At 52.6% G+C, this 11,733-nt stretch carries 9 protein-coding genes and 1 tRNA gene; 3 read left to right on the forward strand and 7 right to left on the reverse strand.

The genetic code is table 11. The features are described 5' to 3' along the window. Positions 1–9: 9 nt before the first annotated feature. Together CA13_RS15275 and CA13_RS15280 are read right to left on the reverse strand one after the other, a co-directional pair. On the reverse strand, positions 10–642 hold the full coding sequence (locus CA13_RS15275; RefSeq protein WP_146398027.1) for a corrinoid protein: 633 nt from the start codon (positions 640–642) through the stop codon (positions 10–12). Between the two features lie 342 nt (positions 643–984). After that, positions 985–1,057 (reverse strand) — tRNA-Cys (locus CA13_RS15280). A 186-nt stretch (positions 1,058–1,243) separates the two neighbouring features. Here CA13_RS15280 and CA13_RS15285 point away from each other — a divergent pair. Then, a complete protein-coding gene (locus CA13_RS15285) occupies positions 1,244–2,761 on the forward strand; it encodes a DUF481 domain-containing protein (protein WP_419194392.1) in 1,518 nt (505 codons plus the stop codon). Here CA13_RS15285 and CA13_RS15290 read toward each other — a convergent pair. Further along, positions 2,758–3,267 carry a CinA family protein gene (locus tag CA13_RS15290; RefSeq protein ID WP_419194393.1) on the reverse strand — a complete coding sequence of 170 codons (510 nt, stop codon included), beginning with the start codon at positions 3,265–3,267 and terminating at the stop codon, positions 2,758–2,760. The genes CA13_RS15285 and CA13_RS15290 overlap by 4 nt on opposite strands. A 153-nt stretch (positions 3,268–3,420) precedes the next feature. Here CA13_RS15290 and CA13_RS15295 point away from each other — a divergent pair, with 153 nt between their 5' ends. Beyond that, positions 3,421–5,295 (forward strand): PAS domain S-box protein, encoded by a 1,875-nt coding sequence (locus CA13_RS15295; RefSeq protein ID WP_146398032.1) that lies wholly within the window; start codon positions 3,421–3,423, stop codon positions 5,293–5,295. A 12-nt stretch (positions 5,296–5,307) separates the two neighbouring features. On the opposite strand, the gene CA13_RS15300 is transcribed toward CA13_RS15295, so the two are convergent. From CA13_RS15300 to treZ, 3 genes are all read right to left on the reverse strand, one after another. Further along, positions 5,308–6,198, reverse strand: coding sequence for a DUF6655 family protein (locus CA13_RS15300; protein ID WP_419194394.1), 891 nt, complete (start codon positions 6,196–6,198; stop codon positions 5,308–5,310). A 133-nt stretch (positions 6,199–6,331) separates the two neighbouring features. Beyond that, complete coding sequence (locus CA13_RS15305; RefSeq protein ID WP_419194395.1) at positions 6,332–7,555, reverse strand: amino acid aminotransferase; 1,224 nt, start codon at positions 7,553–7,555, stop codon at positions 6,332–6,334. A gap of 294 nt (positions 7,556–7,849) precedes the next feature. Beyond that, positions 7,850–9,685, reverse strand: a complete 1,836-nt coding sequence (gene treZ, locus CA13_RS15310; RefSeq protein ID WP_146398034.1) for a malto-oligosyltrehalose trehalohydrolase — start codon at positions 9,683–9,685, stop codon at positions 7,850–7,852. Between the two features lie 120 nt (positions 9,686–9,805). Here treZ and CA13_RS15315 point away from each other — a divergent pair, with 120 nt between their 5' ends. After that, the gene (locus CA13_RS15315) at positions 9,806–10,945 is read left to right on the forward strand and encodes a glycosyltransferase (protein WP_419194396.1); all 1,140 of its coding nucleotides are present in this window, start codon (positions 9,806–9,808) and stop codon (positions 10,943–10,945) included. Between the two features lie 46 nt (positions 10,946–10,991). Here the strand turns inward: CA13_RS15315 and CA13_RS15320 are convergent, their stop codons facing one another. After that, a complete protein-coding gene (locus tag CA13_RS15320) occupies positions 10,992–11,588 on the reverse strand; it encodes a BON domain-containing protein (protein WP_146398036.1) in 597 nt (198 codons plus the stop codon). Positions 11,589–11,733 lie beyond the last annotated feature (145 nt).

Raw genomic sequence — 11,733 nt, forward strand, 5'->3', positions numbered from 1 at the left:
ACCCCGTTGCTAGGATGCAACCAATTCTCGGGCGATCGCGACCGCGGCATTCGCATTATTGCTATAGCCATGGGCACCAATCGAATCGGCATATTGCTGCGTGACGGGGGCTCCGCCGACCATCACTTTGACGCCCTCAAGCCCAGCTTCGGTCACCGCATCGACAACCGCTTTCATGCCGGTCATCGTCGTGGTCAATAGGGCAGAAACGGCGATAATCGTCGCTCCGGTCTCTTTCGCTTTCTCGACAAATGCGGCTGCTGAGACATCGACGCCCAAATCGACGACTTCGAATCCGCCCCCTTCAAGCATCGAAGCGACGAGCCCTTTGCCGATATCATGCAAGTCACCTTTTACGGTCCCAATCACGACCCGTCCAACCGGTTCCACTCCGCTGCTAGTCAATAGTGGGCGAATGAGTTCCAACGCCCCCTTCATCGCCCGAGCCGCGATAAGTAGTTCGGGCACAAAGTATTCGTGATTCTCGAATCGCTTACCGACTTCGTCCATCGCCGGAGTCATGTATTCAACGACAAGCGATTGAGGATCCGCTCCCTCGTCAAGTGCAGTTTGTGTCACCGCAAAAGCCGTTTTCGCATCTCCTACAAGAATCGCATCATACAATTGTGACAAATCCGACATGGGTGCTCCAAAAATTAGCGAAGGCGGGAAAGAGCTCGATTTTCAGGCTATGCATTGGCCAAGTCAACTACCAGTTAGTCATCGGTTGGATATTTGCTTTTCATGCTCGCAATAGCTAAACGGGAGAAGTTTGCTTTTGTTGTGAATCAAAACAATCTTGTAGACCAATTTACGAATTTGCCCTGAATCTCGGACGGCTTTCTTTCTTGGGCCCCTATCGCCCAAGTGGATACCGCAGGGGCTTACTCTACCGCCAGCTTAACCAGATCCAAAGTAATGCAGGTAGAAATCGCACGAAAAAGATGTTTTCGGCTATAAAAGAAATCGCATTTAATGCGTCAGAGGCGACGGTGGGATTCGAACCCACGAATAAAGGATTTGCAATCCTTCGCCTTAGCCACTTGGCCACGTCGCCTTCAATAAGCCCGCAAATTAGGAAATGTATGCGGATTAGTCAAGATCGTGCGTATGCAAGTTCTTCAAAGCACGATCCGATTATGAGGTTCCTATCGGACCCTATCCCGCTCGCTCTTTAGCCAGAGAAGCGAAAAAGAATCGCGAATAGCCATTTTTAGTCGCTCTCGCGAAACTTTGCCTGCCCATGCGAATCGAGAAACTGCAAATCCACCGTGACACCAGCGGACAGCTTTTGTTAAAGAACGACCGTCCGGTTTCCCATCATTTTCTTGCAGGTGTTCTCGTGGTCCAATCCTTCACCCCTCTCCGAGCAGCCAAAAAGTGGCTTATTTGGACGATTTGGTTTGGTGTCCCCGCATGGTTTGCATGGTCCGTCAACGCATCCGAACCACAAATCTCATGGAGAGACTCTGGGAATCCAGCATCAGAGACGTTCAGCACGCCGAAAGTACCGCTTTGGCAACAAGGCGTCGCGCAGTGGAACGGGACGGGGTATAGCCATCCATCCCCTTCTTTGGCTGCGACAAATTCGGTTGCCAACCCCGTGAGTCACGCCGAAGACGGCATGCACGCCCAGACGGGATTGAATATCGAGCAAGTTTCTCACTCGTCGTCCGTCGTTCCGACCACGCCCAATCCTGTCACTCCGCCATATACCGTCCCGTTCGATCCGTCGATGCAAGCCATTGGTATTTCTTATCCCGCCGCCACAATTGCCGCCAACCTGACGCCCCCCAGTTTGTCGGGACCGATCACAACACCGTCGGCCCAACCGTCACCAGCGTTTTCCACCGCAAACTCGGCGAGCACACCTACGTTCGCGGAGCCAGTGACCGATTTCGAGATGCTTGGTGAGGAACCTTCTGAGTTTTGGAGTCCGTCGGCACCGATCGGGCAAGGACTTGCGACGCCACCCTCCGAAAACACGTTACCGCTGGCGACGTCCGCTCCCGAAGAAATGAATACGATCGATTCTCACTCGATGACCATCGAAGAACCGCCGCTGGAACAGGAGGTCCTTCGTTGGTATCAATACCCCGTCCAATGGATGCATGGATGGGACAGTCATGCCGAATTCGGTCTGGACGGCAGCAGCGGTAACGCTGAAACGCTAGCGTTACAAATGGGACTGGAAATGAAACGCCAAACCGACGACTATACTTTCGCCATTGATGTTGATTACCGCAACGCTACGAGCCGACGGGTAACGACCGAGGACAACGGACGATTCAATGTCGACTACGACCGAATGCTTAGCGATTCCAAATGGTCTTTGTTCGCAAAGTACGGCATGGAATGGGATAAGTTCAAAGCATTTGATCTGCGGTTGAATATCAACGGCGGTGCTGGCTACCATTGGATCCGAACCGACGACACGACCTTGGTCACTCGGTTTGGTGCGGGTGCATCGCGAGAAATCGGTGCTCCGATTGACGAGTGGACACCGGAAGCAGTCTTTGGTGCTGAAGCTTCGCGTCAACTCACCAGCCGTCAAAAGCTGAAGGCAAAAATCGACTACTTCCCCGCATGGGAAGACTTTTCCGACTATCGTTTGGTGAGCGATTTTTCGTGGGAAATTTTGCTCGACGGAAGCGAAAACCTGAGCTTGAAATTGGCCGCAACCGATCGCTACGACAGCACTCCCCAAGGTGCCTTGGCGAACGACGTTTACTACTCGCTATTGCTGCTTTACAAGTTCTAACCGTTTGATCTGAAGCGTCGATGGATCGATGAAGTCGCTTCGCTGAGGACTCGTGTCGCTGCTTCGCGTTGTCTTTCAACTCGCTGCTGGGCAAGAAGTCGAAACTGACTGGCGACGACATCTTCAATCACTTCACCCCGCCAATAGACCGCAATATAGACAACTCCATCTAGATCCGCGGGCGCATTGGGGCCAAGGTGCCCCGTGATGGCAACCGCCAAATCAGCCTCGGGTGTTTTCTTTAGCACCGCAACAGCGAGATCTTGAGTGACCTGTGCGCTGACAGCCGAGTGTTCCTTTAACACCTCGCGATCAATCCCCAACCACACGGCTTTCGTTTCCTCGCGGTAAACCACTGCCGAACCGCACATCCACTCCGAGATTCCGGGGACCGCTGCGAGTGCCGCAGCGACCAAACCCGACGTACAGCTTTCGGCAAAAACAACCTGAGTGTGAGTATCAGCCAGTCGGCTCGCAAGCTCTTCAGCACGTTGGTTCAGGTTCATGAACATTCTTTCTGGTCCATCAAAGCCCCACAAAAATCACAATGCCGTGCAAACGCGGGGAGAAGAGCCTACGATAGTACACTGGTCCTTTCACCGAAAGCCTTCACGCTCGATCGGACCATCAGTCAGTCTTTCGTTGCGGATAAAACATCAATGCCATTATCAGAGAAGTTCGCTGACCACGACGAACTGTTCCACCTTGTCGTGGACGCTTCCCCAGCAGGAATGATTATTGCGGATCGGGCCGGTCAAATCGTGCTCGCAAACCCGTCGGCCGAAGCGATGTTTGGGTATGAAACAGGGGATCTAATCAACGAGAGCATTGAGCAACTGGTTCCCGAGGCCCATCGAGATGGCCACAAAGGTCATCGGGATCACTATATGGCTAATCCTCGTTCTCGATCGATGGTTAAAAACTCCGATTTCCTCGCACGTCGAAAAGATGGCACGGTCTTTCCGGTGGATATCAGTTTGCGTCCGATTAAGGTCAATGGCGATCCTATGGTGCTCGCCAATGTGATTGACGCGACAGAACGCCGGCGTGCCGAAGACGAACAACGGCGCAGCGAAGCGATGCTGCCGAAAGTGAATTCGCCTAAGACGAACACACCGAATCCACCGCTACTGCTCGTCTCCAACGACAAAGCCAGTTGTGAGGCCATCCACCGTATCGTTTCGCTCGACGCGACCGCCGTCGAGTCTTCGTCATCTCGTCGTGACACCCTGTCGCGAAACGATTTATCTGATTTTGTCGCCATCCTGCTCGATCAAAACCTGCCCGACGGTGACGCCTGCGAAATGATTGGGGAACTCCGCACACGGGCTCCGGACACATCGATCATTGTTATCACAACGCATGCCGAAATTAACAACAACTTGGCGGAGAGCTGCCAGAAAGCTGACGACTACTTAATCAAGCCGATCAATCAAGATGCATTGCTTTCGAGACTACGTTTTCAAACCGAACTGTATCGCGTTCGCCAAGAACTCCGTCTGAGTGAAAGTCGGATGCGTTTCTTGGTCGAAAACTTACCTGCCGGGGCGGTCTATGTTGACCAACAAAATCTTTTCTTCAATCGAGCGATCGAAAAAATGACGGGCTATTTGTCAACCGACATACGCACCGTCAACGATTGGTTCGAAGTCCTTTGTGGCGAAAACCACGAGGTGGGATTTGCACAATACAATGCAGTCAAACAGTTGGGCTTTCGCGAAGAATGTGTGCTCAAGATCATTCGAAAAGATGGCGTCGAACGCGAGATCCGAATCGCCGGTCATCGCTACGATCACCATGAAGTTTGGTTGGTCACCGACATCACCGAGTTGTATGATGCGCAAGCCAAATTGGTGCAAGCCGAACGCTTGGCGGCAATTGGCCAAATGGTCACTGGCCTAGCACACGAAAGCCGCAACGCGCTGCAACGTGCACGTGGTTGTTTGGATTTGCTTGAATTGGACCTGGAAGGACAATCCGAACAACTCGACCTCACCGCACGCGTCCGCAAGGCGCTCGGGGACTTGCAACACAATTATGAGGAGGTTCGACAATATGCCGCTCCCATTAATTTGCGTCGCGACGACGCGAAAATTGCCAATTTGATCGAGTCCGCTTTTGACAATGTCTTGTGCGAGTACCCCACAGGCACGCATCGGCTCGAGATCGAGCAACGTGATACGTCGGCGATACGATGCGATTCGCACCGAATGATTCAGGTGTTTCGCAATGTGATTGAAAATTCGATGGCGGCATCGCCCGATGGTGTAATCATTCGTGCTCGCATCTCCGACATGGATGTGTTGGGATCACCCGTTCAGTACATCGAGTTGTCCGACAATGGCCCCGGAATGCCCGAAAACAACGTGGGAAAAAGTTTTGAACCGTTTTTCACAACGAAACAATCAGGAACGGGACTTGGCCTGCCGATTTGCCAGCGAATCGTCTCGGTCCACGGCGGCACCATTTCGATTCGTAGTGAAGCGGGATCCGGGACAACGGTCACCGTGATCTTACCGCTTGAAAATGATTGATCCCATCGGCGATCAACGATTCTCGGTTTCCCAACCATCGGGAAGAGTGGCAATGGATGTTTCGCTATTCGAACTTTTGACGGGGGCTTCTTCGTCGAGCATGTTAGCAGCGATCGAGCGCGTATCAAAAATGGGCCAACCGTCCTGATAGCGAATCTCGGCTGTATAGTCGACCGGCGGACGCTCAAACCGATCCTTCGGAGAGTGTTTCGCATCATCCTTGCCGAATCGCACGAATTGACTGCCAGCCAATTTCGTTCCTTCGCGAATGGTTCCCGCCTGAAAAGGCCCGACACCAAAAACGTAAGTGTCACGTGCAGTCGCAGACGATTGGCGAACGCCTGATTGCCACACGGCTTTGCGTGTTTCACGATTATAAGCAAACGCAGCAATCTTGGCTGCCGCTTCTCGAGCATCACGACGCGCAACGGCGATTTCTGGAATCGAAGGAATCGAGGGGCTGTTCGGAATTAACGACGCCGCAGTCGATAGCGAATTATTTTCAGGTATCCCAAATGTGACTCGATGGTCATCGGATCCAAGTGTGCCGATGCGGGCTTCGATGATGATTTCAGCGTCTTTGGTGGTGTCCTGAAGCAGACACCCAGCACCGACAATCTGTTGACGCAAAGCACTGGTGACGTAAGCCGAATTGACAAACCCGAGGTCTTTGACTTCCCTCAAGTAACTAGTGTCCAAATAGACAGTCCTCCCAGACAAGGGCCGGAAATCAATTGCCGAAACGCTTCGGTCCACTGCATTGCTGAGGACCAATTGCTCGGTCGCTTCCCGTTCACGGGTCGTCCCACATCCAATCGAGTTAGCCAAACTCACGATCAAACAAACGGCAAACGCCAAATGGCTGACCGTTGGAGAGGTCGATTGATCAAGGGGGAATAACATCACGAAATAACATTGGCAGAAGATCAGGCAGGACGTTTACAAAGAATGGTTTAGCACTGATGTAACCGGCGCGACAAGGTGAATTATGCGATCATCGACCTTTGGCGGGATCCACTACGCTCAGACCATCGACCTACGATTCCAAGACTTTCGCGACCGCATCGCAAAGTGATTGCATCTTTTCCTCGTTCATGCCAGCGACATTAATTCGCCCGCTACCGACGATGTAGATTCCAAATTCGTTCTTCAATTGGTCGACTTGCATCCGTGTTAAACCGCTGAACGAGAACATTCCACGCTGGGGCAATAGGAACGAAAAATCGTGTCCTTTACCAGTCGACTTCATCGTTTCAACGAACTGGTTCCTAAGTCGAGTAATCCGTTGCCGCATTTCTTCAAGTTCGACTTTCCACTGAGCTGTTAACTCGGCGTCTTCAAGTACGGCTGCGACAATCGCCCCGCCATGACGTGGTGGGTTGCTATAATTCGCACGCACAATTGCTTTCAATTGGCTTTGTGACGCTTTCATCGCAGCGGAATCCCCAGCCACCAAGCTGACCGCACCAACACGTTCGCTATAGAGCCCGAAATTCTTAGAGGCCGAGGTGCAAACAATTGCTTCGTCCACCGTACTGAGAATCGTATGGAGTCCGGCTGCGTCTTCATCCAACCCGTCACCAAAACCTTGGTAAGCAAAATCGATCAATGGCAACAATCGTCGCTCTGAAACCGTTTTAGCGATCTCTTTCCATTGGTCCGCCGTCGGATCGATCCCGGTTGGGTTATGACAACAAGCATGAAGCAAAATTGCATCCCCGGGAGATGTTTTTTCGTTCAAGTCCTCAAGCATTGCATCTAAATCGAATGAAGTCCGGTCGCTTCCCAAATACCGATACGTCTCGGTCGGCAACCCGGCCGCAGAAAAGACCGCTGGGTGGTTGGCCCATGTCGGCGAGGACATCCAAATTCGGATTGGCGAAAGCTGCGTGACCAAGAAATTCGCTGCAACTCGGAGGGCTCCCGTTCCACCGGGCGTCTGTAAAACCGCAATACGATCGGCCGGCAATTGATCACCAAATACCAGCGCACGAATCTGTTCGCGATAAGACGGCAAACCGTCGATGCCCAAATATCCCTTCGTCGATTCGTCATCAACCAACCGCCGTTCGGCCTCTTTGACGCAATTCAGAATAGGCGTTTTTCCGGACGCATCCTTATATACGCCCACGCTAAGGTTCATTTTATTCGGGTTTTTGTCCGCATTGAACGCCTCGGTCAATCCGAGAATCGCATCCGGTGGAGCGGTGGGAACCGTAGCCAAGCGTTGCACAGAACCTGAACTGGATGAAGCAGTCATAGCAGCACAAAATGAGAAAAGGGGAATTAAATTGGGAGAGGATATGTCGTCAATCGAACCCGCATACCCTATTTGACCGCAAATCGTAATCCAAAATCCCAACATCGCCTATAACCATTTTGCGGATTTTCCCCCGAAGCCACCCCCAATTGATTCAAACAACGAATCTTCAAAACAGCCGAGACGTGGTGCATCGAAGGGACAATTAGCAAAACCGACTAAGCGAGGATTCGTGCTTCAGCCGCTTGCGGAAGCCAGTCGGCGACTCAGCCGAACCGACTCAGCCGAACTGGGCTAACCCATTAAGCATTCCCGAAAAACCTTTGCGTGATTGACGAGCAATTCGTTCTCTTGAGTCGCCCCAGGACGCGAATCGAGTAACAACTCACCGGATGCCTCGATGATTGCCGTCGTTGGTTCAACCGTTGCGGGCGCGAGCCGCGAGAAAACCGTGACCACTTGATCAGGACTGCGATAATCAATGCGATAAATCCCTTGGCCGGCATCGAACTGCGTATGAATCGCCTCGTCGCACAAGATCCCTTCACTGCGCAGCTCTTTTCTCAATTGGATGAGTGATTGGTACCATTGCCACATGGCCAAGTTCCCCTCCTCTTTCGATTCAAGCTTTGATGATTCAAACGCCGTTGGATCGGTCGGCAGCATGCCTTGCGACCAATCATGTTGTGGATACTCCTCATGCCGCCCCGTCACGACCGCTTTCTGAAGTCGTTCATCGCCGAAGTCGACAAAGAACAAAAACGGTCGGTTCGACGCAAATTCTTCGCCCATGAATAACATCGGAATCGCGGGCGTTAACAACAGCAACGTCGCAGCCGCCCTTTGCGTCTCGATTGACGTCAGTTGATGAAACCGCTTGGCGAGCGGATGATTGCCAATAAAATCGTGGTTTTGGATTGAGTACACGAGCCCATGCGTCTTCACACGCTCATTCGGCGTTTCGCGACGGCGTTCTTTGCGTAACGTCCCTTGGTAGACATAACCTTTTGCCAACACCTGCGCCAAATCAGTCTCGGGACGATACGTGCGGTTCGACAATTGTTCGCCGGGTCGAACGGTCGCGAATACGCTGTGCAAAAAATCGTCACACCATGCAGCATCAAAACCAACTCCGCCATTGATTCGCGGGACCAACATTTCAGGATCATAAACATTGGACTCGGCAATCAAAAAGACTTTCCGATCGTTCGCCTCGGACCACTGAGTCACATGGTCGCTCATTTCCGCGACCACATGTGGATCGGATTCATCTCGAGTGCAATGAATCGCATCCACTCGCAAGCCATCAAAGTGAAAAGTATCGAGCCAATAGATCGCGTTGCTGATTACGAATCGGCGAACATCAATCCCCCAATCAGGATCGTCAAAATTGGGTGCTTCGCCCCAGGGTGTCGTATGGTCACTCGAAAAATAGGGGGCGAAATCGTCCAAGTAGTTCCCCTCGGGGCCAAGATGGTTGTAGACCACGTCGACGATCACGGCGACACCCTTGGAGTGTGCCGCATCGACAAGCCGCTTCAGCTCTTGTGGCGTTCCAAAATTGTGACTTGGGGCAAAAAATCCGACGCCATCATATCCCCAATTCCATCGACCAGCCGATTCCGCGAGCGGCATCAATTCAATTGCAGTGACCCCCAATTCGACTAACTCATCGAGTCTTTCGATCGCAGCTGCGAATGTTCCTTCGGCGGTAAAGGCACCAACGTGAAGCTCGTAAATCACCAGGTCGTCTGCCGCCGGTGGAACCCAGTCTTGATCGGTCCAGTCAAAATCGGGGTTCGTAACCTCGCTCGGCCCGTGCACACCAAGCGGTTGGTAATGCGAAACGGGATCCGGGCGTGGTGGCCCGCCGTCAACGGACAAGAAATAGCGATCGCCATCCCCACAGGCGTCCCACACGCCAAGGTGGTAGCCTTCGCTGTCTTTGGTCAAAGCGAACGACGAATCGAGACCAACCCGATGCACTTCGATGGTTTCGGCCAATGGCGCCCAAACAAGGAACCGGGTTTTCGGAGGCCCAACCGAGTGGGCGTCGAGATACGCATGGGCGCCAAGGTATCGATGCAACTCCATCGGAGGGATCGCACGCGGACTCACTCTGGGTTTCATTTGACAAGCAATCGTGGAAATTCAAAAAAGGTTAGACTAGGCCGTCAGTCATTGACACTAACAACTTCAGAAATCCGCTTCGTTAACGCAATCCCCTAAGCAATTCCCCAAGAAATCTTCATGCCAACACGTGTGCTATTGATGATCAGTTCGATGCGTGGAGGCGGCAGCGAACGACAAACCTTGCTACTGCTAAAGCATCTCGATCGGACTCGCTTCGAGCCGCACCTATATCTGACCGACCGAGCCGGCGACTTGTTGTGCCACGTTCCCACGGATGTGCCGATCCATTCGTTTGAAGATTTCAAAGATCCAGGGGGACTTTATTTCCCGGGACGGATTCATCGTCAACAAGCCGCACACCTGCGCAGCATCTTGGTCGATAACCAAATCGAAACCGTTTACGATCGAACATTTCACATGAGCTTTATCGCTGGCCCTGCATGCCAGAAAGTCAACGTGCCGCGGGTCTCGACGATTGTCAGCCCGCCGGAATTGGCATTGCCGATGGTCGAACACCGGTTCGTCGGCATGAAACGAGCGTTGTTGGCAAAAGCTTACCGAGCCTCACGATCCATTGTCGCGGTCAGTAAGATCGCGGCCATGTCAGCGGAGACTTATTACAAACTTCCGCCAGGGGTCATTCGAGTTATTCCCAATCCAGTCGATATCGAGTCGCTGCGGAACAGCTGCGAAGTCAAAGCCCCCAAAGCAGAAGATCATGTTGCTTTGGTTTGCGTTGGCCGTATGACGGCTGAAAAAGGGCACGCCGACTTGATACGTGCCGTTGCATTGACCCAATCGACTTGGCCGGACTCTGCACCGCCGCTGCGCTTAACCATGATCGGTGACGGGCCGCTTCGCGAAAACCTTGAAACGCTCGCCCGCGAAACGGTACATCAACACGCGATTGATTTTGTGGGCATTGACTCGAATCCGGCACAGGCAATCGCGGCGGCCGACGGTCTCGTGTTGCCATCGATCTTTGAAGGGATGCCCAACGTCGTTCTAGAAGCCATGGCGATTGGCACACCCGTGATCGCCACGCGAGCTGGGGGGACGGTGGAACTGCAATACAACGAACCGACCATTTTATGGGCCCAGCCGAATGATCCCAAATCGCTTGCCGAAGCAATTCTTGAATTTGCGACCCACCGTGGCGAGGCTGACGATCGAGCGATAGCCGCAAGCCGCTATGTGACGGAGTTCCACAGCATTGACCGAGCCCTCAAGCATATCGAATCACTGCTACTCGGCTAGCAACGTTTTGTTTTTCCCCAAAAATGCAGAGCTGACAAAACCAAATTCACGGCTGGATTTGAATTCGATTCTCAACCATCCGGACGCCGGGTTCCAATCGCATCAGCAATTCACTCATACGGCGTTCGCGTTCACTTTGAACTGTTCCATTTAGTACTGCCGTTTGACCATTCATATTGACGTTCACATTCGGCAAACGACCTTGACTTGGCAGGGATTGAAGTTGCCGCGTCAATCGCTGCTGAGTACGAAGGGGCGACACCGGCGGTACCTGGATTGCACTTCTTAGCCGAGTACGAATCGCGGGAGTAGTAGCGCCACCGGCATTGTTTCCAAATAAGTTGCCAAATCCACTGAGCCCGCCAAGCCCGCCGCCGAAACCACCACCAAACCCGCCGCCGGCTCCGGTATTATTGCCCGAGACCGCACCGAGTCCAAAACCTTGACTGGAGTCCGAACTATCACCGATCGAATCGCCACGCTGGATAGCCGAAAAAGCGGTGCTGGGATCGAGGGCGCCTGCAATACCAGTGGTTTGGTCGCCCGTTTGACTCGCAGGATCATTCGTTGTCTGAGCATGTACAGGCAGAGCAGCGAGCATTCCGCCGATGAAAACCATAGCTCCCAAGCGAACGTGTATCATTTGGATATACCAAGAAAGCGGTGAAAAAAGTACGAATACGAATCGTTTCATTGTAATCGAGTTCGACCAACGAGCAGCTTTTTTTGAGTTGCACCCAAGACTTTCCAAGCATTCTCGAATAAAACATTGTGCAACCTGCCCTCCC

The organism is Novipirellula herctigrandis, from assembly GCA_007859835.1.
Classification (GTDB): Bacteria; Planctomycetota; Planctomycetia; order Pirellulales; family Pirellulaceae; genus Novipirellula_A; species Novipirellula_A herctigrandis.

Coding starts and splice junctions, on each gene's coding strand:
- CA13_RS15320 (WP_146398036.1), bottom strand. CDS start 11,588: ATGATACACGTTCGCTTGGGAGCTATGGTTTTCATCGGCGGAATGCTC.
- CA13_RS15285 (WP_419194392.1), top strand. CDS start 1,244: ATGCGAATCGAGAAACTGCAAATCCACCGTGACACCAGCGGACAGCTT.
- CA13_RS15290 (WP_419194393.1), bottom strand. CDS start 3,267: ATGAACCTGAACCAACGTGCTGAAGAGCTTGCGAGCCGACTGGCTGAT.
- CA13_RS15315 (WP_419194396.1), top strand. CDS start 9,806: ATGCCAACACGTGTGCTATTGATGATCAGTTCGATGCGTGGAGGCGGC.
- CA13_RS15305 (WP_419194395.1), bottom strand. CDS start 7,555: ATGACTGCTTCATCCAGTTCAGGTTCTGTGCAACGCTTGGCTACGGTT.
- CA13_RS15295 (WP_146398032.1), top strand. CDS start 3,421: ATGCCATTATCAGAGAAGTTCGCTGACCACGACGAACTGTTCCACCTT.
- CA13_RS15300 (WP_419194394.1), bottom strand. CDS start 6,198: ATGTTATTCCCCCTTGATCAATCGACCTCTCCAACGGTCAGCCATTTG.
- CA13_RS15275 (WP_146398027.1), bottom strand. CDS start 642: ATGTCGGATTTGTCACAATTGTATGATGCGATTCTTGTAGGAGATGCG.
- treZ (WP_146398034.1), bottom strand. CDS start 9,685: ATGAAACCCAGAGTGAGTCCGCGTGCGATCCCTCCGATGGAGTTGCAT.